The 21,521-nt window shown below is 68.9% G+C and carries 15 protein-coding genes and 7 pseudogenes; 12 read left to right on the top strand and 10 right to left on the bottom strand.

Annotated features, from left to right (window positions below; all coding sequences use genetic code 11):
- Positions 1-278 precede the first annotated feature (278 nt).
- Positions 279-1,874: an IS21 family transposase gene (gene istA, locus AC6F7H_RS30875; protein ID WP_500762154.1), complete on the top strand. Its 1,596-nt coding sequence runs from the start codon at positions 279-281 to the stop codon at positions 1,872-1,874.
- Entirely contained in the window at positions 1,871-2,629 is a 759-nt protein-coding gene (istB, locus tag AC6F7H_RS30870) for an IS21-like element helper ATPase IstB (RefSeq protein ID WP_500760902.1), read from the top strand. The genes istA and istB overlap by 4 nt, the downstream gene beginning before the upstream one ends.
- A gap of 73 nt (positions 2,630-2,702) precedes the next feature.
- On the opposite strand, the gene AC6F7H_RS30865 is transcribed toward istB, so the two are convergent.
- Entirely contained in the window at positions 2,703-3,413 is a 711-nt protein-coding gene (locus AC6F7H_RS30865; RefSeq protein WP_500760900.1) for a hypothetical protein, read from the bottom strand.
- Between the two features lie 144 nt (positions 3,414-3,557).
- Between AC6F7H_RS30865 and AC6F7H_RS30860 the strand changes: the two are divergent.
- Positions 3,558-3,773 (top strand): annotated as a pseudogene (locus AC6F7H_RS30860) (transposase); the annotation flags it as partial.
- Between the two features lie 229 nt (positions 3,774-4,002).
- Positions 4,003-4,386: a PPOX class F420-dependent oxidoreductase gene (locus tag AC6F7H_RS30855; protein ID WP_500762152.1), complete on the top strand. Its 384-nt coding sequence runs from the start codon at positions 4,003-4,005 to the stop codon at positions 4,384-4,386.
- A gap of 340 nt (positions 4,387-4,726) precedes the next feature.
- Here AC6F7H_RS30855 and AC6F7H_RS30850 read toward each other — a convergent pair whose 3' ends face one another.
- Together AC6F7H_RS30850 and AC6F7H_RS30845 are read right to left on the bottom strand one after the other, a co-directional pair.
- Entirely contained in the window at positions 4,727-5,251 is a 525-nt protein-coding gene (locus AC6F7H_RS30850) for an Imm21 family immunity protein (protein WP_500760897.1), read from the bottom strand.
- Positions 5,252-5,420: 169 nt separating this feature from the next.
- Positions 5,421-5,864: a hypothetical protein gene (locus AC6F7H_RS30845; protein ID WP_500760895.1), complete on the bottom strand. Its 444-nt coding sequence runs from the start codon at positions 5,862-5,864 to the stop codon at positions 5,421-5,423.
- 424 nt (positions 5,865-6,288) lie between these two features.
- Between AC6F7H_RS30845 and AC6F7H_RS30840 the strand changes: the two genes are divergently transcribed.
- The 4 genes and pseudogenes from AC6F7H_RS30840 to AC6F7H_RS30825 form a co-directional block, all read left to right on the top strand.
- Positions 6,289-6,741, top strand: coding sequence for an SRPBCC family protein (locus AC6F7H_RS30840; protein WP_500760893.1), 453 nt, complete (start codon positions 6,289-6,291; stop codon positions 6,739-6,741).
- A 240-nt stretch (positions 6,742-6,981) separates the two neighbouring features.
- A pseudogene (gene tpg, locus AC6F7H_RS30835) lies at positions 6,982-7,371 on the top strand (telomere-protecting terminal protein Tpg); the annotation flags it as partial.
- A pseudogene (locus tag AC6F7H_RS30830) lies at positions 7,355-7,492 on the top strand (IS5/IS1182 family transposase); the annotation flags it as partial. The pseudogenes tpg and AC6F7H_RS30830, both read left to right, overlap by 17 nt.
- Before the next feature lie 52 nt (positions 7,493-7,544).
- A pseudogene (locus AC6F7H_RS30825) lies at positions 7,545-8,495 on the top strand (ISAzo13 family transposase); the annotation flags it as partial.
- 16 nt (positions 8,496-8,511) lie between these two features.
- On the opposite strand, the gene AC6F7H_RS30820 reads toward AC6F7H_RS30825, so the two are convergent.
- Positions 8,512-9,870: an IS4 family transposase gene (locus AC6F7H_RS30820; RefSeq protein WP_500760890.1), complete on the bottom strand. Its 1,359-nt coding sequence runs from the start codon at positions 9,868-9,870 to the stop codon at positions 8,512-8,514.
- Positions 9,871-9,930: 60 nt separating this feature from the next.
- On the opposite strand from AC6F7H_RS30820, the pseudogene AC6F7H_RS30815 reads away from it, so the two are divergent.
- Positions 9,931-10,680: pseudogene (locus AC6F7H_RS30815) on the top strand (helix-turn-helix domain-containing protein); the annotation flags it as partial.
- A gap of 26 nt (positions 10,681-10,706) precedes the next feature.
- Here AC6F7H_RS30815 and AC6F7H_RS30810 read toward each other — a convergent pair.
- Positions 10,707-11,552: an IS5 family transposase gene (locus tag AC6F7H_RS30810; RefSeq protein ID WP_500762150.1), complete on the bottom strand. Its 846-nt coding sequence runs from the start codon at positions 11,550-11,552 to the stop codon at positions 10,707-10,709.
- 75 nt (positions 11,553-11,627) lie between these two features.
- Between AC6F7H_RS30810 and AC6F7H_RS30805 the strand changes: the two are divergent.
- Together AC6F7H_RS30805 and ltrA are read left to right on the top strand one after the other, a co-directional pair.
- Positions 11,628-11,734, top strand: a pseudogene (locus AC6F7H_RS30805) (IS5/IS1182 family transposase); the annotation flags it as partial.
- A 661-nt stretch (positions 11,735-12,395) separates the two neighbouring features.
- A complete protein-coding gene (gene ltrA, locus AC6F7H_RS30800) occupies positions 12,396-13,868 on the top strand; it encodes a group II intron reverse transcriptase/maturase (RefSeq protein ID WP_500754681.1) in 1,473 nt (490 codons plus the stop codon).
- Between the two features lie 124 nt (positions 13,869-13,992).
- On the opposite strand, the gene AC6F7H_RS30795 is transcribed toward ltrA, so the two are convergent.
- On the bottom strand, positions 13,993-15,654 hold the full coding sequence (locus tag AC6F7H_RS30795) for an IS1182 family transposase (RefSeq protein WP_500760888.1): 1,662 nt from the start codon (positions 15,652-15,654) through the stop codon (positions 13,993-13,995).
- Positions 15,655-15,812: 158 nt separating this feature from the next.
- Between AC6F7H_RS30795 and AC6F7H_RS30790 the strand changes: the two genes are divergently transcribed.
- Positions 15,813-15,989: a calcineurin-like phosphoesterase C-terminal domain-containing protein gene (locus tag AC6F7H_RS30790; RefSeq protein WP_500760886.1), complete on the top strand. Its 177-nt coding sequence runs from the start codon at positions 15,813-15,815 to the stop codon at positions 15,987-15,989.
- A 482-nt stretch (positions 15,990-16,471) separates the two neighbouring features.
- On the opposite strand, the gene AC6F7H_RS30785 is transcribed toward AC6F7H_RS30790, so the two are convergent.
- The 4 genes and pseudogenes from AC6F7H_RS30785 to AC6F7H_RS30770 all read right to left on the bottom strand — a co-directional run bounded on the left by AC6F7H_RS30785 (position 16,472) and on the right by AC6F7H_RS30770 (position 21,498).
- On the bottom strand, positions 16,472-17,260 hold the full coding sequence (locus tag AC6F7H_RS30785) for an ATP-grasp domain-containing protein (protein WP_500760884.1): 789 nt from the start codon (positions 17,258-17,260) through the stop codon (positions 16,472-16,474).
- Positions 17,257-18,141, bottom strand: coding sequence for an ATP-grasp domain-containing protein (locus AC6F7H_RS30780; protein ID WP_500760882.1), 885 nt, complete (start codon positions 18,139-18,141; stop codon positions 17,257-17,259). Before AC6F7H_RS30780 ends, AC6F7H_RS30785 begins: the two co-directional genes overlap by 4 nt.
- A gap of 624 nt (positions 18,142-18,765) precedes the next feature.
- Positions 18,766-20,461 (bottom strand): annotated as a pseudogene (locus AC6F7H_RS30775) (ISAzo13 family transposase).
- 101 nt (positions 20,462-20,562) lie between these two features.
- Positions 20,563-21,498, bottom strand: coding sequence for an AraC family transcriptional regulator (locus AC6F7H_RS30770; protein WP_500760879.1), 936 nt, complete (start codon positions 21,496-21,498; stop codon positions 20,563-20,565).
- Positions 21,499-21,521: the final 23 nt, after the last annotated feature.

Here is a 21,521-nt window from a genome sequence, read left to right as displayed (position 1 = left end):
TCATGATCAGCGTCACGTAATTCCCCACCCCCGTGGTCACGACTCCCCACCGGGACGCTGACCACCGAGGATGTCGCCGACCGTGCTCGAACTGGCGCAATGTTCCCTGTTTAGGGTGGTTTGAGTCACTGCGTACCATTCCCTGCGAATCGGTCGGGTTCCCCATGGGCATGCCGGTGCCGGGTCGAGGACCTGGGACCTCTCGGAGTCGTCGCGGTCCCTCGATCCGCGAGCCGAGAGGCCGACGGACACGCCGGATGGCAAGGAGAACGTTCACCGTGGTCGACATCGTCGAGATCTACGTGCACTGGTACGCGGGCCGCTCCAAGAGCCAGGTGGCCGCCTCGCTGGGGGTGGACCGCAAGACGATCAGGAAGTACCTGGCGCCGGCGGAGGCGGCCGGGATCACCCCGGGCGGGCCACCCATGAGTGAGACGGACTGGGCCAAGCTGGTCAAGAGCTGGTTTCCGGAGCTGGCCGGCCGGAAGCTGAACCAGGTCAGGTGGGCAGAGATCGAGCCGCACCGCGACGACGTCAAGGAACTGCTGAAGACGACGACGGTCACCACGATCCACCAACGCCTGCGGGATGAAGGCAAGTTGCAGGTGTCGCTGTCGACGTTCCGCCGCTGGGTGCACGAGAACCTGCCCGAGGAGGCGGCCCGCTCCAAGGTCACGGTGCTGCGGGAGGACGTCGAGCCGGGCTCGGAGGCCCAGATCGACTACGGCTTCCTGGGGCAGTGGATCAACCCGGCCACCGGCAAGCGGCACCGGATCTGGGCGTTCGTGATGGTGCTGCCCGCCTCCAGGCACATGTTCGTGCGCCCGGTGGTGCACATGGACCAGCACGCCTGGACCCTCGCGCACGTGGAAGCGTTCCGCTTCTTCGGCGGCATCCCGCGGCGTCTGGTGCCGGACAACCTGAAGACCGGGGTGGACAAGCCGGATCTCTACGACCCGCAGATCAACAAGTCGTATGCCGAACTTGCCTCCTACTACGGCACGTTGGTGGACCCGGCTCGCGCCTTGAAGCCGAAGGACAAACCGCGGGTGGAGCGGCCCATGCCCTATGTCCGCGACTCGTTCTGGAGCGGGCGGACGTTCACCTCGACCGAGCACATGCAGGCCGAGGCCCTGACCTGGGCGAGGAACGTCGCCGGGCAGCGGCAGTGCCGCCCGCTGGACGGCGCGAAGCCTTTGTCCGTGTTCGAGGCGGTGGAGGCACCGGCCCTGCTGCCGCTGCCGCCCGAGCCGTTCGTGCTGGCCCGATGGTCGAAGGCGATGGTCGGCCCGGACATCCACGTCAAGGTCGGCCGCACCCTCTACTCGTTGCCCTGGAAGCTGATCGGCCGCCGCGTCGATGTCCGCTCCACCGCCACCATGGTGCAGATCTTCCACGAGGGGGAGCTGGTCAAGACGCACGCGGCCCTGGAGCAGGGCAAGCGCACCGACAGAGGCGACTACCCGCCCGAGAAGATCGCCTTCCAGATGCGGACGCCGATCTGGTGCCGCGGCCAGGCATCCCAGGTCGGGGACGCCTGCCGGGAGGTGATCGACCAACTGTTGGAGGTCAACGCCCTCTACCGGCTCCGCGCGGCCCAGGGGATCCTCGGGCTGCGGAAGAAGTACGGCGACACCAGGCTCGAGGCCGCCTGCCGGAAGGCGGTCGCGGTCGGTGATCCGTCCTACCGCACCATCAAGGGCATCCTGGTCGCCGGCACCGAGACCGACCCCGAACCGGAGACCGGCGACGCCGGGGCCGCGGCCTTCCTGCACGGGCCCGAGGGCCTGTTCGCCGCCACCATCCCCGCCCAGATGCCGGGCGATGTCCACGACGACCAGGACCGCGGTGACGCCGAGGAGGCCGCCCGATGAGCGTGATGACTACCGCCCTGCGCGACTCGCTCAAGACGCTGCGGCTGTCCGGGATGCTCGAGACGCTCGACGCCCGCCTCACCCAGGCCCAGGGCGGCGAACTCGGACACCTCGACTTCCTCCAGGTCCTCTGCCAGGACGAGATCAGCCGCCGCGAGAGCGTCGCGCTCGAACGCCGCCTGCGCAAGGCCAGGTTCGAGCAGCAGGCCACCTTGGAGGGCTTCGACTTCACCGCTTCCCCGAAGCTGCCGGCCGCCCAGATCCGCGATCTGGCGGCCCTGCGCTGGCTCCACTCCGGCGAGTCCGTCATTTTGTTCGGCCCGGTCGGCGTCGGCAAGACGCACGTTGCCCAGGCCCTTGGCCATCAGGCCGTCCGCCAGGGCGCCAATGTCCGCTTCGCCAAGACCAGCCGCATCCTGGCCGAGCTCGCCGGCGGCCACGCGGACCGCACCTGGGACAAGCGCCTGCGCGAGATCGTCCGCCCCGACCTGCTCATCCTCGACGACTTCGCGATGCGCCAGCTGACCGCACCCCAGGCCGACGACCTCTACGAGCTCGTCTCCGAGCGGCAGGGCCGGTCCCTGGTCATCACCAGCAACCGGGCGCCCAGCGACTGGTATCCCCTCTTCCCCAACCCGGTCGTCGCCGAGTCGCTGCTGGACCGGCTGATCAACGCCAGCCACCAGGTCATCATGAACGGCCCCAGCTACCGGCCCAACAAGCGTCCCAAGGGAGCGGCCGTCCCGGCCAAGTAGCCGATGCCGACGCCAGGGGCTGGGGAATTACGTGACCACAGCCCCTGCGGAAACGCTGACCGTCGGCAGTCGGTCAGCTCTGCAGCCAGATCCGCAGCGGGCCGATCGTCTCGAACCCGTGGCGGACGGCAGCATTCAGGTCCTCACCGTGCTCATAGCCGACCACGGGCAGGCCGGGGAACAGCCCCTGCACCGCGTTCAGCACCACCGGCCAGACCGCGTCACCGCTACCCTCCCGCGCGAAGACGTTGGAGATCCCGACCACCTGGTCGCTGCGGCTGGCCACCGCCCCGGCGACCACGTGGCCGTCAGCGGAGCGACCGGCAAGCACGAAGGTGGCCGGATCGTCGAGCAACTCAGGCCGGAACAGGTCCGCGTTGCCCGCCCCGCCGTCCCAGGCGAGCGCCCAGGCCCGCAGCATCTTTGGACTGCGGACCGCGTCCCAGGCAAGGTCCGGAGCGGCGGCCGGAGCGCTCGCCGGGCGGTGGATCCACTGCGCGTCGAACAGCACCTGGAAGCCCGCCTGCGTCAGGTCGAGGTCGGCGAAGCTGTCCTTGACGCAGGCGCCGGGCACCCCAATATCGATCCGGGCCAGCAGCGCAGCCTCATCGGCACCCGGCACCAGCGTCACCGCGTCGGGGTAGTACAGCGGCGTCCGGACCGGAGCGGACCATGCCTGCCGACCGAACTCGCTGCTCACACCGTGCGATCGGCTCATCACCGCGCACCACTCTGCGTTGTTGCGGGCAGCCGCCTCGATCGGGAACCGCTTTGTCGCCGTCACGAGTGTGGATCATGGCCTGCCCGGGCCAGCGCCGTCGAACGATTTTGTTGCGGCCGCAGGGCGAACGCTCCGCGCTCTCTCGCCGGCTCCTGGGGAATTACGTGACCACACCCCCTGGGGAATTGCGTGACCGTCGACACCGTGCGGCCTTGGTTGACGGTCTTCCTGCTGCCCGCGTATGCGCCGGAGTTGAATCCGGTGGAGGGGGTGTGGTCGCAGTGCAGGGGAAGCCTGGCCAACCTCGCCGCCGGGACGGTCGGCCGACTCGCGGCCTTGGTCCGCAACCGGCTCAAGAGCCTGCAGTACCGGCCCACGATACTCGACGGCTTCATAGCCGAGACCGGACTGTCACTACCGTGACCCCAAAGCGCCGAAGTCAGTAACCACCAGGGGCGCGCAGGCTTGCCCTCACCTGAGGTCCCGAGAGCGTGCAGGTCGTGGGCCTGGCGGGGCCCGGCCAGGGCGGCCCGTTACGGTTGAACCGTCGGCCTCCCCGCCTCTTCGAGCTCGTGGACGTCGCGCTGAGCCGTTCGCACCGAGGAGACCGACGTTGGACATCAGAGCATCGCAGCCTGCTGACGGGGACGACATGTTCTGGCGGGAGCGCCGCACGTGCTTCCTGACCACGCTCAGGCCTGACGGCACTCCGCACCTCACCCCAGTCGGCGTCACCTACGACCCCGAGGCACGGATTGCCCGCGTCATCACCGACGGCGGCAGCAAGAAGGCGCGCAACGTCCGCGCCGCCCTGGCCGTCGGCACCGAGGCACGCGTGTCCGTGGGGCAGGTCGAAGGCCGGCGCTGGTGCACTCTCGAAGGCACAGCCGTGATCAAGGACGATCCCGCCTCCGTCGCCGATGCCGAGCGCCGGTACGCCGAGCGGTACAAGCCCCCGCGGGTTAACCCGAACCGGGTCGTCATCGAGATCACCGTCAGCCGCGTTATGGGCACCGCGAAGCCCTCCGGGTGGTGATTCCCAGCCTCGACCCGGGGGCGGCATACAGGCAGGCTTTCCGTGGCGTTGTCCCGTTGTTGAGTGCGTGGGTGTCTGACGGGGCGTTGGGGTGTGATGGCGCCGGGTGCGAACCTGCGTCTCCATGTCACCGGTTTCTGGAGTGGTGACACCAGCGCCCTCCAGCGCTGGTTTCAGGTCGGTGAGCTGGGAGTTCGCCACCCGGTATGGGGTGGTGGTGACCGCGGGGTGCGGTTTTTCGCTGTGACGGCTCGTGAGGTTGCCGCAGGCCGCGGGGTGTCCTTCCGGTGCAGATTCGCAAGCGGCCTGTGCGAGGACACCCGGCCCAGGCTCTTCCCGTTCAGGTGTCGGCGGGCAGAAGGTGAACCAGGCCGACCCGGGGCCCCTCATCCGTTTTGGTGTGGACCGCGCGGACCCTCCAGCGGCCGGCGGGCAGCGGGACCGGCGCCTGGGCGGGCCTCCCACCGCCGGGGTACTCGACGCCCAGTTCGGTGCCTGCCTCGACGGAGTCCATGAGCACGGCCGGGCCGTCCGTCACCCACGCGCCGCACTCCTCCCACACGGTGGCGGGATCCGCGAGCACGATCTCGGCCGCGGCCCTCGGCCCGGCCTCACCGTCGGCAGCGAGCCAGCGCAGGAAGGCCCGGCGCTCGGGCAGATAGCAGCTCGTGGCGGGCTCGTCCGCCAACACCAGCGCCTGCGCGCCGCTCTGCCCCACAGCGATCGCCCCGGCCGGGCCGTCCACCGCACAGGCCCGGTCGTAGTCGTCCGAAGCGGTTGCGTCTCCCACGACCATCCCCGTCTGCGTGCACCCGCCCCAGGCGGCCAGCGCCGAGAGGGGGACGACGACCAACGGGCCGCCCATCGACTCCACTCAGACCGGGCAGGCAGGGGCCGCATCGGCTGGGGTGGACGAGGAGACGTTCATCCCGTCAGTGTGCCCCCGGCCACTGACAACGCCTCGCCCGGGCGCACGCGGAAGCCAACAGCCCGGGGGCGGCCACCGACCACATGCGCCGTCGGTCGGCGTGCTGTCAGCGGAGGGTGTACTCGCACATGTGCTTGCCGTCGACGCCGCCCGGGTCCTCGGTAACCTTCTTCCCGTCCACGGTGATCGAGCAAGAAGCTGCGCCGAGCTGGCCGTTGGACAGCTTCACCGGCCCCGGCACGACGGACACGATGGTCCCGACCTTGCGTTCGGTGCTGTTCAAGGTGAGGCTGTCCGACTTCTTCCACGGCAGCGTGACCTGCTCGGAGCGGTTCGTGTCGAGGTTGTAGTAGACGCTGGACTTGCCCTCGCCGCCGACTTCGAGGGTGACCTGGTACGTCTTGTCCTGGCCCTCGGAGGCCGGCTTGGACGACGAGGTGGCCGTGCCCTTGTCGGCGCGCTCCTTCTTGGCGTCGTTGCCGCTGCTGCCGCACGCGGTCATCAGCCCGGCCGCCGCGATGAGCGCCGTGATGGTCGTTGCCCTGCGCATGTGTGTGCTCCCCCGTGGTGTGGATGTGACCCGGTGTGTGGAATGAGTCATACGGAGCATCGTAGGTGTGTGGTCCCTGACGTCGGCGGGTGGGCTGACGGCCGCCGGGCCCGGCGAGGGGGAACTCGTGAGGGTGTCGGTGGGCCAGTGCGATGTGTCGGGTTCGTGCCAGTGGAGTGGCCGGCAGTCGCCGGCGGCTGCTTTCCGCCGTCTTTTCGCTGGTCCCGGTGGGAGCGGGTGACGGTTTGCCGCTGACACGGGGATGACGCGGGCCTCGGATTTCCCTGTCATGAGGCGATGGATCCTCAGGTGGTCTGCTGACAGGAAGCCGAGAGGTCGCAGCACCCCGATGAGTTTCCGCGCCCGCGGGTGTCTACCGGTGTGACACCCGACCAAGGGCGAGACCGAGACCAGGAGACGAGACATGAGTGCTGAGCAGACCACCGCGGCCAACGGCTTCTCCTACACGTTGACCCGAACGTTGGACGCCCCCGTGGTGCAGGTGTGGCGCGCGTGGACCACCGCCGAGCAGTACGCCCGGTGGGCAGGCGCCGCTGCCGGCTCCGTCGAGATGGACGTACGGCCGGGCGGAACGTGGAAGGCGACGATGCTCACCTCCGACGGCGGACAGTTCCCGCTGACCGGCTCCTATCTCGAGGTCGCCGAGAACCGCCGTCTGGGGATCGGCATGGACGTACCCGGCAAGCCCGAGCCCGCAGCCATGACCATGGAACTCGACGAGCAGGACGGCCGCCACACACAGATCGTGCTCCGCCAGACCTGTGACACCGCTCAGGAACGCGACATGGCCGAGCAGGGCAGCACCATGCTTCTCGACAGCCTGAGCGCCTTCCTGGCCGCCGAGACGAGGGACTGAACGCTCTCCGCAGTCACCAGCGGGCCGTGGATCACGGGGCAGTCCGGGGACAAGCCCGGGCCTGCCCCCGGCCGACCGGCTACGCAGTTGCTCGCACAGCACGGATACTTGCCGCTGAAGCGGCTTGGCTGATCGGCGGTGCCGCTGGAACTCTCCGACATTTCTGCGGTGTCGAGCCCGCTCAAGCGTTCCCAGAACTCCCCGCCAGGCGTTGCCCCTTCTCCTCGCCAACACCACCAGGCCGACGCGCTCGGCATCTCCCAGCGCACCGTGGAGCGGTACGTGAAGGACCGGATCCGCCGGCCCCGTGCCGACCTCGCCCGGCGCCTGGAGGACGCGGTGCGCGCCCGCCGGTAGCCCCGCGTCCGCGAGCGCGCCCGCCGCCGGGCCGTCACCCGCACCGGCCTGGTCGTCGACACCCGCGCCCGGTTCGGCTTCACCGCCGCGCCCGGCACCACCGACGACGCCCGCCTCCGCCACCTCGCCCTCGCCCTGCCCCCGCAGCACGCGGCGCGCCTCTTCGACGCCCAGGAGACCGGCGCCAGTGAGCAGCAGCTGTGCGGCATGGCCGCCGAGGGCCTGGGTGAGGTCTACCTCCGCGACGGCGGACGCCGCGCCGCCGGCCTGGATGTCCGGAGCCGTCCACGACATCCGCGCGGCCCGCGAACACGGCATCATCGCTGCCCTGCCCGAAGCCGGCATCCGCTGCTGGGGGGACAAGGGGTACCACGGCGCCGGAGGCTCCCTAAGGGCGTGCAGATCTTTAACCCGTGGCTTCCCGCTCGACGGGTCGTTGCTCTGGTATGAGCGGGTTGGAAGGGCAACGGGACGTGCTGGCCGCCAAGTTCGAGGCGATCCTGCCGCATCTGGACGAGCGGCAGCGTCGTCTGCTGATAGGGGCAGAGGCCCGGTCGCTCGGCCACGGCGGAATCAGGGCGGTGGCCCGTGCCGCCGGTGTCCGTGAGGCCACTGTGTCGCTCGGGGTACGGGAACTCGACTCCGGTGAGACCCCGCTGGGACGTGTCCGCAGAGCCGGCGGCGGCCGCAAACGCGTCGTCGACCTCAACCCGGCACTTCGGGCGGCGCTCCTCGCCCTGGTCGAGCCCGACGTCCGCGGGGACCCCATGTCACCGCTGCGCTGGACCACCAAATCCACTCGCAGGCTCGCCGAGGAACTGACCCGCCAAGGCCACCGGATCTGCGCGGACACGGTGGGCGACCTGCTGCGAGAGGAGGGCTTCAGCCTGCAGAGCAACGCCAAGACCCTGGAGGGCAAGCAGCACCCCGACCGGGACGCCCAGTTCCGCTATCTCAACGACCAGGCCCGCCACCACCAGGACTGCGGCCAGCCGGTGATCAGCGTGGACACGAAGAAGAAGGAACTGGTCGGCCCCTTCAAGAACAGCGGCCGTGAATGGGAGCCCAGGGGCGAGCCGGTGCGGGTCGACACCCACGACTTCCCCGACCGCGAGCTGGGCAGAGCGGTGCCCTACGGAATCTACGACGTCGCCGCGGACACCGGCTGGGTCAATGTGGGCACCGACCACGACACCGCCGCGTTTGCCGTCGAATCCATCCGCCGCTGGTGGAACAAAGCAGGACGAGACGCCTATCCCACGGCGGGCCGGCTGCTGATCACCGCCGACGCGGGCGGCTCCAACGGGTATCGCACCCGCACCTGGAAGACCGAGCTCGCCCGGTTCGCAGCCGAGTCCGGCCTGACGATCACTGTCTGCCACCTGCCTCCCGGTACTCAATGCCGTTGTTTGACTACTGAACTATCGTCGCCTGCAGTGTGATGGTCCTGGCGGGTACGTGGCGTGGTAGGGCTTTCGGTTTGCCCTTCGGTCGGTAGGAGTACAGCGAGTTGGGCCGTTTCAGGAAGCGGTCTACCTCTCGCAGTCGGCGGGTGCCGCTGTCGAGTTTCCGGCGGACCTTCGCCGCCAGCGCGGTCAGGAACCTGCGGATCTTCGGCGGGGTGTCGGCGAGCTGACGGACCACGCTGCGTCGGGTGTGCTTGAGGACCTTGACGAACGAGATGCGGTCCGGGTCGATGCCGTTGCTGTCGGCAAGTTGCATGATGATGCCGGTCAGGCAGTGGTGCACGACCAGGTGCGCCCACACTTCCTGGCGCACCAGCTGCGGGTCGGTGGATCGCAGAACTTCCTGCCGGCCCCGCTGGAAGGTCTTGATCTGCCGATAGGCCGATTCCACCTCCCATCTTTCGTGATACAAGACCGCCAACTCCCTTGCTGGGTAGGCGTCGTGATCGAAGAGGTCGGTCAGCAGCCTGATCACTTCGCCCCCGTCGACGCGGTACTCGATCACGCGCACCAGCACACCGCCCGGATGGGCGCCCTTCTGCCCCGCGAGGTTCATGCGCGCCAGATAGGTGCCGTCGGGCAGGTGGCGTACCGGGCGGCGTGCCACACACGAGCGGGCCCGCAGCAGCAGGTGGGCACCGGCGCCGGTATACGCCTTCCATAACTCCACCCCGGGGAACCCCCGGTCCATGATCACGAGCATCCCGGAGGCCGAGGCGGCCATTGCCACGGCTGGGTCGCGTTCACCGCTGTTGTAGCCGCCCACCCGGGCGTCGATGGAAGAGTGCGTGCCGGTCTCGGTCAGCGTCACGACTCTCACCTGCGGAAACCCGCCCGGTTTCCCGCTGGAGTCTTTCGGGCCGCCGAAGGCGAGTCGGTTGGCCTCGTTGTCCGGCACGTCCAGCAGGAACCCGTCGACCGCAGCGAGACGCATCCCCCGGTAGAAGGCCCCGGCCAGCCCCGCAGGGGCCCGCGGACCGGCCAGGCGGTGGAAGATCCGCTCGACAACCTCCGGTCCCAGGCGCTCCCGAGCCCGGGTGAAAGACGCCTTGTGCGGGATGCACTCGCTCAACTCCTGTATTCCACCTACCAGTTGCTCTGCCACATCGTCGTAGGAGTCCTGGTGGAAGAGCGCAAGCGCGAGTGTGAAGTAGACCATGAACCCCGCCGGCAACGCTCCCGGCCGACGGTCCCGTTTGCGACACTCCGACAGGACCTCGTCCACCAACTCGGGCGTCACCCACTGTGTGATCAAGCCCAGCCGCACTCGCTCAGATACCCCGCTCCACGGATGCACACCCCGCATAACGGCGCGACGCTCAGTCCGTCACTACCAACTCAATGAACCTTCAAACAACGGCATTGTCCCGGTACTTCGAAGTGGAACCGGATCGAGCACCGGCTGTTCTCCCACATCACCATGAACTGGCGTGGCAGGCCCCTGACCAGTCACGAAGTCATCGTCCAGAGCATCGCCGCGACCACCACCAGAACCGGCCTGACCGTGCACGCCGAACTCGACACCAACCGCTACCCCACCGGCATCCAGGTCACCGACGACGAGATCGCCGCCCTGCCGATCACCCGCCACCGCTTCCACGGCGACTGGAACTACACCCTCCACCCCCAACCATCGCCGCAAGAGACCCCGGCCAGCCACACGACGAACCAGCAGCCGACGAACAACCCACCACCTCTGACGTCGCGTTCCCTGCGACACCCCGAACTCACCGGCATGTCCGACCGACAGCTCGGCGAACTGATCGACACACTGATTCCCGAGCTGGAACTGCAACGCGAGCAGACCCTTCGCACCCGTCGCGGGCACGAGCGCCTGGTAGCTCCCGGCACAGGCGCCAAAGCCAAACTCACACCCGAGGACCGGATCCTGGCCACCGTGCTCCACCTGCGCAAACTCGCCACCGTGAACCTCCTGGGCGAGCTCTTCGGTGTCGCCGCCGCGACCATCAGCCGAGCGAACCAGGAAGTCCGGCCTCTCCTGGAAGCACACGGCCACCACGTCAACGCCTCCACTGTCCGGTTCTGTACACCCGCCGACGTGGCCGCGTTCCTTACCTCAGACCCCACCCAAACGAAGATCAAAAGGACGAGTTAATAATCTGCACGCCCTAAGGGGTCCTTTCAGAATGCTGGGATCTTGCGGGCGAGGGTCATGCAGTGAGCAAGCCGGAGGAAGGCGTCGTGCATGTCGTCCCGGGTCTCCCAGCGGGTCCGTAGCCGGCGGGGGCCGTGGAGCCAGGCGATGGCGGACTCGGCGACCCACCGGATGCGGCCCAGACCCGAGCCGTGCGGCTGTCCGCGCCGGGCGATCTTCGGGACGATGCCGCGCTCACGCAGACGGCGGCGGTACAGCTCGTGGTCGTAGCCGCGGTCGGCGTACAGCGCGCCGGGCCTGCGCCGGGGCCGGCCCCGCTTGCCCCGCACCGGCACCAGGGCGTCGACCAGCGGCAGCAGCTGGGTGACGTCATTGCGGTGTCCACCGGTGTGCGACACCCGCAGCGGGGTGCCGTGCGCCTCGGTCAGCACGTGGTGCTTCGAGCCCGGCCGCCCGCGGTCAACCGGGCTCGGACCGACTTTTGGGCTGCTGCGCCCCCGCTTGGCCGGGACGTGGGTGGGGGTGCCCCCGGCGAAGCCAGGGGGAGCGTCGATGGTGGCACGGGAGAAGCCCAGGCGGCCCGCTTCCCGCAACCGGGCCAACAGCACCCGCTGCAGGTCCTCCCACACCCCGGCCTGCTGCCATTCGGCCAGCCGCCGCCAGCAGGTAGGCCCGGAGCCGAACCCCAACTCCTGCGGCAGGTACTCCCACTGGATGCCGGTGTAGAGGACGAACAGCACACCCTGCAGCGTCTTGCGGTCATCGATCCGCTTGCGCCCCGGGTGCCGGAACCGCCGCTCGTGCTTGGGCAGCAGCGGCTCGATCACCGCCCACAACTCGTCGCTGACCTCCCACGGCCTGCGCCGTGCCATGGTCACCCCCACGAAGCACGGGATCACGTACATCTCCACCGTGCCACAACAAGATCTTTCTGCAAGGACCTCTAAGAAACCCTCGCCGCCAGCTCCGAAGCCATGATCCACATCGCCTCGATCGACAATCTCGCCAGGCGCATAACGGACGAGAACACACAACTTGGCGAGTGACTCACTAGGGTATCAAGGGCAATCCGCCTAATTCAAACGCCCTCTCAGCTTGACTCTGTCGGGGATCTTGGTTGCGCCGTGAGGCGCTGTCGGTTCGAGTGGAGGTGGAAGACCTGCACCAACGCCCTGTCGCAGCAGGGATGTTGAAGCTGAGGGCAGCCTGATCCGGGTGGTGCCGGGGAGGGCGGGAAGCGGCCCTGACAAAGCCGGGACGTACCAGTACTGCCAGATGGTGCGGGTCCGGCGAGCGTGATGGAGAGGAGTACGCGAGGAACCGGCGTTTTACGTCTCTCAAAGCGACACCGGCTCGAACCTGGCGGATGGGGGCCGGGAGTGGCGCGTATCCGGGTCATCCGTTCGGGTGGTCCGGAGAACTCCTGGGGCGGTATTCAAGAGCTGTCCGGGAGGCCGTGGGGAAGGTCTGCGGCGTACTCGCGGCGATGCCACAGGGACACAGTCGGGCTCCTCCTTCATCGAGCGAACCGCAGTGAACACGGGAACCGTTCCGGTCCTTGCCCCGCACGCCGCGCCCGGCGGTGGGGGCGGGGCTGAGTCCACCGACGACTGACCGGTCCGGGACGGGGCGGAGCCGCCGTAGTACTCCGAGGCCGGGAGAGCCGGTCACATGGGGAAGGGCGGCAGCGGTATCGAGAAGGGAAGGATGCTGCAATGCCGGAAGACGCACTGCCGAACGGCGGTGCTCCGTCGGCGGACCCCGAACCGGGGCCCCGCCGGCGGGTATCGGAGATGCAGGCCAAGCTTCACCGTTGGGCGGCGGCCGATCCGGGCCGCAGGTTCGACGACCTGTTCAACTTCGTGCACGACCCGGCCACGCTGCGTGTCGCGTGGGACCGGGTCGCGGGCAATCAGGGGGCGCGGACTCCCGGCGCGGACGGGCGCACGGTTGTCTGGATCGAGTCCGAGATCGGCGTCCCGGTGTTCCTGGCCGACGTGCGTGAGCGGCTCAAGGCACGGGCCTGGCGCCCGATGCCGGTGCGTGAACGCATGATCCCCAAGCCCGGTGGCTCGGGGAAGGTCCGCAAGCTCGGGATTCCCCGGGTGGAGGACCGCCTGGTCCAGGCGGCACTGAAGCTGGTGCTGGAGCCCGTCTTCGAGGCCGACTTCGAGCCGGTCTCCTACGGGTTCCGGCCCGCCCGGCGGGCCCAGGACGCGATCGCCGAGATCCACTACTTCGGCACCCGAGGCTATCGATGGGTGCTGGATGCGGATATCGAGGCGGCCTTCGACAACGTCTCGCACCTCGCCGCCATGGACGCGGTGCGGGCCCGGGTCAAGGACAAGCGCGTGCTGGAGCTGGTCAAGGCGTTCTTGAAGGCCGGTGTCCTCACCGAGGACGGCCGGTATCAGGACACCCACACCGGCACTCCGCAGGGCGGGATCCTCTCACCGCTGATCTTCAATATTGTCCTGTCGGCGCTCGACGAGCACCTGCACGGGCCGTGGAAGGACGGCGGAGAGATGAGTACCAACTCCCGGCGGACGATGCGTCGTTACCGAGGGCTGCCCAGGTGGCGGCTGGTCCGTTACGCGGACGACTTCGTCGTTCTCGTGAACGGCACTCGCGATGACGTCGAAGTGCTGCACGAAGACGTCGCTCATGTGCTGGAGCCTCTGGGACTTCGGTTGTCACCGGCCAAGACCCGGATCGTGGACATGGCCGACGGGTTCGACTTCCTGGGGTTCCGCATCCAGTGGCGCCGCAAGCGAGGCACGAACAAGTGGTACGTCTACACCTTCATCGCCGACCGGCCCCTCCGGTCGCTGAAGGCGAAGATCCGTTCCCTGACACACAGGACGTCGCAACTCCCACCCAGGGGCGTGCTGATCCGTCTCAACCAGATCATGCGCGGCTGGGCCAACTACTTCAAGCACGCAGTGGCCAAAGACACCTTCAGTAAACTGGAGTACTTCGTCTGGTGGCGGGTGGTCCGGTGGCTGAGAGCCCTGCGTCGCTGGCGGTGGAAGGACGTCCGCCGGTGGCTCGCCGACCCCCGCGGGGGCTGGCGCCGCCCACACGCGGACGGGATCGAATTGTTCGACATCGAAGCGGTGACGGTCACCCGCTACCGCTACCGGGCGTCGAGGATCCCCAACCCCTGGACCAGCATCAACCACGCCTGACGGCAGGGACCGTGGAGAGCCCGTTGCGTTGAGAGGCGCACGGCGGGTTCGGCGAGAGGTCCGGAGAGACGGACCGGGAGCAATCCCGGCACCGCGCTCCGGGCCTACTCAGCAACTTCCGGGGTTAACTGCCGAGTTTTCGCCAGGACTTCGGCCGGGGGATTTTGTGTTGGTCGAGGTAGTTCTGGAAGGCGGTCGGCTGGCGGGACGGGGGCGCTTGCGTGGTCGGTGGCAGTCTGCTGAGGCGCTCGATGTTGACGGCGATGGCAATCAGGACGTGCTGGACGTGGGCTTTCTCTTGGCCGCGGTAGCGGCAGCGGCGCATGCCGTGGCCGTGGGCGAACTCGTTGACCGTGCCCTCTACTCCGGAGCGGACCGCGTAGCGGGTCTTCCATTCAGGCGTCTGCTGCTCGTCCCGGACGCGGACTTGGAGGTCGCGGAGCTTGCGCGGCGGAAAGCCGACGTTCCGTGAGCCGTCGCGCGAGCTGGTGCACCGGGCGCGGACGGGGCAGGGGTGGCACTGGCTCTTGGCGAACTTCGCCACGATCAGCGGGGCCGCGGTGGGTGAGGAGGTCGGGTAGGGGCCATGCCAGCCCTGGCTGACCTGGCCCTGGGGACAGGTGACTTGCCGGCGGTCGTAGTCGATGTGGAAGTCGTCCCGGCCGAAGCCCTCGCCTCGGCGGTGCTGGCGGGTGGGGTTGCCGGGCAGCGGTCCGGTGACGGTGACCTGATGTTGTCGGGTGGCCTGGTCCAGGTGGACCAGGGAGGTGTAGCCGCTGTCGACCAAGTGCTCGGCAGGCAGCAGGCCGCGGCGGTGCAGGCGGGTGTGGATGCCGGGCAAGACTTTGCTGTCGTGCGTGGTGGCCGCAGTGGTGGCCACGTCCGTGATCACGTTGGGGCCGTCGGGGGCGCAGGTCTCGGTCAGGTGAGCGGAGAACCCCTTCCATCTGATGATGTGTCCGTGGCGTGCGTAGCGGGCCGAGGTGTCGTAGGGAGAGACGATCGCCTGGGATGAGGGCGGCAGTCCGGGCCCGCCTTCCGTCTCGGCGGTGCGCCAGCGCAGGCGGCCTGCGGTGTCGCGGTGGTAGTTCTGCACCATGATCTGGCGCAGGGCCTGGACACGGGGGCCGGATGTGCGGTCTGAACCGTGCTGGTAGAGGTGTTCCAGGAGCCGGACGGCGTCGTTTCCGGTGGCGAGGATCTTGGTCTGGGGCTTGGTGGGGTTCTTGCCCAGGCGGACCGGCCGGCCGTAACGGCGTGCCCAGTCCTCGTCGACCAGTTCGTCCAGCAGGTGAGGAGAGGTGCCGGCGACTTCTTCCAGTGCGGCGCGTACCGCCTCGGTGATCAGTTCCAGGCGGGTCAGGTCGCGCACCGCGGCCAGGACGTGGGTGGAGTCGGTGCGCTGTGTGGTGCGCTCGCGCACCAGGCCGGACTCCTTGAGCCGGGCAAGTACGAGGTCGAGGAGGTGGTCAGCTCGGTCGCCTTCGGTGAGGCGGTCGCGAAAGTCGGCCAGCACGCTGTGGTGGAAGCCGGAGTCGTCCAGCTCCATGGCCATGGCGTACTTGAAGTCGATGCGGCAGCGCACCGCCTCGGCGGCCTGCCGGTCCGACAGGCCGAGCAGGAACTGCAGCACGCAGACGGTGGCCAGTTGAGCGGGCGAGAGGCCCGGACGCCCGTCACGCGGGTACCAGTCAGTGAAGTCCTCGTCGCGCCACAGCCCGTCGAGGCGGTCCCGCACCCATATTGCCGTCGTGCCGTCCGGGTTGCTCGCCCGCGCGATCTGCACGGTCAGAGGTGGGACTTGCTCACCAGAACGGGGACGGAGGGACAACGGGCACCTCGACAGCTGCATCGGTAACCGGAACTACCCGAGCATGCCCGTTGATCACGCTGCCGCACCGCGAAACTCCAAGATCCCCGACAGAGTCAAGCTCAGGCCCGGCGGTGGTCCTGACGCAGCTGTCCTACGGTATGCGGCTGCTGGCCGACAACACCATGCATCTGTGGCGTTATGACCTGCCGTCCGACCTCGCGGTAGGGACCCACACGGCTACGGTTACGGCGACCGACGTCTACGGACGTCAGTTCGTGGAGACGGTGGCCTTCGAGGTCACCGAGTAATTCGTGCCCTGAGGCCGACTTGATCGCCTGTGACGGACAGTATCCTCCGGGGCCAGGGCCCCGGAGGATACTGTCCGTCCCCAAGGGAGGAGCACGCCGCAGAGCCCTGACCGAGGCGGAACGCGCCGGTGAGCTTGCGAACAGTTGCTGCTCACCGGCTTTGGCGTACCCCCACGCCCCGTAGGGCCCCGGCCGCCTGGCGGCGTCTCATGGCACGGCGAGGGCGGGACGAACCACTGGCATCACCGCCCACCCCACCGCGCAGTGGGCGAGCCAGCAGGCTCGCCATCCGACCGCCGACCCCGGCGCACGCGTCGAGTCGCTCCGCTTCGTTCTCCGCGACCGCGACAACCTGCCGGTGTACGCCGCGGCGGTCAGGGCTCGGCGGCGGTCCCGGACTCCGGGACCCGCCGTACGAGGCGCTCCCGACCGCTCCTACCTGCATCTCCCGCACCACGGCATGCAAGCCGGTCCGTATCGGCTCAGTTGGCCCGGGACAGGGCCAGCGCTGCCAGAGCCTCGGGAGCGCCCGACTGGCCCCGGATGCCGGGGAAGGCGTTGATGTCCACGATCAGTGGGGCGCCGTGGCCGCGGTCGATGATGTCCACGCCGTAGACGTCGAGGGAGAACACCTCTCCGACGCGGTGCACCAGGGCCGACCATCCGGGCGGCAGGTCGTCGAGGCGAAGCGCTCGTGTGGGGCCGCGTCCCTCGGAGGAGAGTTCGGAGCGGCGCAGGCCGGCGAAGAGCCGGTCGCCGATCGCCCAAAGCTTGTAGTCCCAGCCGTCGTTGGGGGCGAAATCCTGGACCACGACCGGCTCGCCCGGATGGACGGCGGCCAAGTCCCGCAGGTGCGACGGGCTGTCGACGCGGGCCACCACATCGTGCCGCCGGCTGTGGCGGCTCTTGATCACCGCGGGTCCGGACAGCGCCGGCCCGGACGCCAGCCGGGCGAGGGTGGTGAAGGTGCGCGTGGCCGCGAAAGGGAGGTCAGCACTCAGGGCCAGTGCGGCCATGGACGTACGGTCCTGGCACAGCGCGGTCGCAGTGGCCGAGTTGATCACGCAGGCGCGACGTTGCTCCAGAACCCGGGCGAGTGCGAGGGCATGTGGCGTACGTGCCTTCAGCAGATAGACGTCAGCGAGCGGTTCGGAAACGGGCAGCGGCGTACGCGGATCCAGCACATCCACGTGGTGGTCGGGCGCGAGCAGGGCCGTAGTGAGGCTCAGTAGCGGGTGGCTGGGCTCAGACGTGATCAGACCGATTCTCATGCCGTCTTGCCTGCCGTCAGGGGGCCCGGAACGGCGCCGAGCGGCGGCTGCGCAGCCGCGGTCGCCCTGCCCGCGCCGGCCGCCAGGGCGAGGACAGCTCTTGCCAGGCGTACCGGCGCGTCGGGGACCTGGCGGAAGCTGGGAAAGTCGTTCACGTCGACGACCACAGGGCCATCCGGTCCCAGGACCACGTCCACACCGTACAGATCGAGGCCGTAGACCACGCCGACCTGACCAGCAATCGCGGCGATCTCGGCCGACAGCGGAACGCGGCGCTCCCGTACAGCGTGGTCCGGGTGGAGCGGGGAACGGCGCTCGGTGGCGTACAGCTCGTCACCGATGCTGTACACCTTGATGTCAACGCCAGAGTTGGGCACGTACGGTTGGGCAATGAGCATGCCCTCCCCCGCCAGGTCGGGGAGCATCTCGGCGAGCCGGCGCGGGGAGGACACCAGGTGCACGGCTCGGCCCGAGCTGCCGTCAGCGGGCTTGACCACGATCGGATACTCCGACTCGGGTATCTCCCCGAGCAGTTCGGGCAGCGCGGCCGCGTAGGTCGCAGGCAGGGGCAGCCCGCGGCTGAGGCCGATGGCGGCGGCCAACGCCTTGTCCCTTACGCCTCGTATCGCCCGGACGTTATTGATCGTCGTCAGGCCGGCCGAGGCTGCCGCTTCGAGAAGGGTGAGGCCCGGGCCGCCGGAGACCGTCTTGAGCACCCATGCGTCATGGATGCTCGTCTGTACGGCCTCTGTCAGGCGCAACAGGGAGCCACCGGGGCGCAACACGTCCACTTGGTGTCCCCAGGAGGCGAGTTGGCGGATCACTTCGACGGGCATACCGTCGTGGCGATACTGTTCCTCCACCAGAAAGCAGAGTTTCATCGTTCTTCCCCGTCACCGCCGGGCGCCCGTCTTACCGCCTGTCGTCCGGCATTCCGTAATGTCTTGTGGCGTTACAGGATGTCATGACCGGGCGGCCAGGAAGTCCTCTGCTGTCACGGGGGCGCTGTCACGTTGTTGGGTGTGTGAGTGCCTGACGGCGTATCGGGTGTGGTGGGGCCGGGTTCCGGCTTTCGTGCTCAGGCCGCGGCAGGCAGACCGGCGAAGCCGGTGACCTGATGCCAGAGGGCGAAGCGCGTGATCGTCTCAGCCTGGCTCCACCGCGTGAATTCTGATCACGCGGTGTGATTGGTTTCGGGGTGGATTTCCAGCTTTGGGCAGGGCGGGTTGCCGGATGGCCGTTCCGGTGGCGGGTTCTCCGAGGTCTTCCAGGTCGCGGGCGGGCAGCGGGTCCGGCGGGTCAGGTCTGCATGCGCCGGCCGGTAGCTGTCCACAGATCGGTAAAGTCGTCGGCTCAGCGCCAATGTTGGGGAAGATGCAGTACCACGCGTCGCCCTGGGCGGGCGATGCGAGCCGGGACGTGGATGAGGTGACGGCGGATCGTGCCGGTCCGGGCCCGTGCGGAGACGGGCCTTGTCCCAAGGCCAGGTAGTTGGGGCTTGCCGATCAATAACTCGCTGTCTTGATCTCTGGCGCGGGGACGCCGAGGTGTGTGGCGAGGTCGGTGAGGTCGCCGAGTGTGGCCAGGTGTGTCTCGGCGGGTTCGATGGCGTGTCCGATGTCGTGGAGGAGTCGGCGGGTTTGGCTGATGGCCCGGTCAAGGGTCACGGGTGTCACGGTGAAGAGCGGGGCGATGACGACCTGGGGAAGCTTGAACCTCTGGTAGAGGATGGTGGCCAGGAGCCGGTCGACGAGGGTGAGGCCGGGGCGTCGACCGGTGTAGAGGCCGGCGGCAGGGGTCTTCTGCCGGTCGCCGCCGCGTCGCTGATGGAGGTCTGCTTCCCGCTGAGCCGCGCGGGCCGCTGCCAACTCGGTGACCAGCGAGTCCCACTGCTCGTGCGGGATGCCGGTGAGGGCGGGATGGGTCAGCCAGTCGCGGCCGGGGCCGGCTTCGTTCTGGGGCGGGATCGGAAGGACGCCGTCCCGGCGGTGTTCCTGGGGGTGGAGGGTGTAGTTCCAGTCGCCGTGCCAGTCATGGCGGCTCAGTGGCAGGGCGTTCAGCTGCCCGTCACTGATGCGGACGCCGGTCTCGTAGATGGCGGTGTCAAGTTCGGCGCGGACTGTCAGCCCCGTGCGGGTGGTGGTCGCTGCGATCCTGTTCAGGATGACTTCATGGCTGGTCAGCGGCCTGCCCCGCCAGTTCATCGTGATGTGGGAGAACAGTCGGTGCTCGATTCGGTTCCACTTGGATGTGTCCGGAGGAAAGTGACACACGGTGATCTCCAGGCCGGTCTCGACAGCCAGCGCGGCCAGCTCGAACTTCCAGGCCCGGGTGCGGTAGCCGTTGGAACCGCCCGCGTCCGCGGTGATCAGCAGACGGTGCGAGCGCGGCCAGGTGTCGCGCCCGACCGCGTGCCACCAGCGGCGAACGGAGGCGACGGCGAAGGCTGCGGTGTCGTGGTCGGTGCCGACGTTGACCCAGCCCGTGTCCGCGGTCAGGTCGTAGATCCCGTATGGGATCGCCTTGCCCAGATCGGCATCGGGAAAGTCGTGGGTGCGAACCCGGACCGGATCACCTTCGCGACACCACTCGTGGCCGGCGTTCTTGTAGTTGCCGACCAACTCCTTCTTTTTGGTGTCCACGCTGATCACCGGGTCTCCAGCGGCCTGGAAGTCCTTGGCCTGGTCGTTGATATAGTGGAACTGCGCATCCCTGTCTGGGTGTTGGGCACCTTCGATAGTCTTGGCACTGCCCTGGAGACTGAAGCCCTCCTCGCGCAGCACGGCAGCCACGGTGTCCGCCGAGACCCGGTGCCCCTGCCGGGTCAGCTCGGCAGCCAGGTGCCGGGGCGACTTCGTCGTCCAGCGCAGCGGCGACATCGGGTCCCCCGCGTACATCTGGTTCCACCAAGGCCAGCAACGCGGGCCGAAGGCCCGGTTCCAGGTCCACCGCACGCTTGCGGCCCCCACCAGACCGACGCACCCGCCCCAACGGCGCCTCGCTGGACTCCAGTTCCGTCACCCCGCGCGACACGGTGCCCTCCCGCACCCCCGCCGCACGGGCAACGAGCCTGATGCCTCCATGGCCCAGCGACCGTGCTTCTGCTCCTATGGCCAACCGCCGCTGCCGCTCGTCGAGATGCGGGAACAGCGTCCCGAACTTCGCGGCCAGTGCTGCCTCGATCCCCTCCGGTCTCCCCATACCGCAACAACGATCCACAGAGCCGGAAGCGACGGCTTGTTTCCCGGCAAGCCCCAACTACCCGGCCTTGGGGGAACTTCACGTTGGTGGTGACCCTCCGGTCAGGCCGCGCGCACCTCACGGCGGTAACCGCCCGGGGCCTGCCCGTACTCGCGCTTGAAGGCCTTGGCGAAGGCGTACTCGGAGCCGTAACCGGTGCGCGCGGCGACCGCGGACAGCGGGACCTCGGACTCCCGCAGGAGCCGCGCGGCGGTCGTCATGCGCCAGCGGGTCAGATACGCCATGGGAGGCTCACCGACCAGGCCGTTGAACCGGCGGGCGAAGGCCGCACGGGACAGGCCCGCGCGGGCGGCCAGCGACTCCACGGTCCACTGGGCGCCCGGCTCCTCGTGGATCGCCGCCAGGGCCGGCGCGACCGCCGCGTCACCGAGCGCGGCGGCCCAGCCCTTGGCCTGCACGGCCGGACGTTCCTCCAGCCAGGCACGCAGGATGTACAGGAGCAGCGAGTCGATCAGCGCGGGCACGATGCCGACGGAGCCCGGCCGCGGCTGTTCCAGTTCCGTTCGCAACAGCTGGACGGCCGCAGCCAGTTCGGGATGTCGGACGGAGTTCGCAGGCAGATGGATGATCTCCGGCAGCTGTCGTACGAGGGGGTGCGGGCGGGCCTGGTCGAGGTGGTAGTTGCCGCACAGCAGGTTTGTGCGGGGGCCCTCGCCGCCGACGGTGACCGTGCCGAGCGGTGAACCCGGGCTGAACTGGGAGGCCCGCTCGACCTCGGCCGGGGTGTCGGGGTGGTCGGCCAGGATGTGACCGCGCCCGTCCCGCAGGAAGACCACGTCGCCCGGGCCGAGCGGGAGGGGCGGCTGATGCGCCGCGTCCTCCAGCGGGACGAGCCAGCACGTACCCGACAGCACCACGTGGAACCCCGCGCCGGCCACCGGGGGCAGCCGCAGCCCAAAGGGCGCCCGTCCGGTGGTCCGGACGGATGCCGGCCGGCCGGTACGCATCGAGGCCAGCGCCTCGGTGAGGATGTCCAACTCCCGCCCCTCTCCGTAGCTCT

The sequence above is a fragment of the Streptomyces sp. MMS24-W38 genome (genome assembly GCF_059889265.1).
The sequence above is the reverse complement of the archived record's forward strand: the minus strand, read 5'-3'. Positions and strand labels throughout refer to the sequence as shown.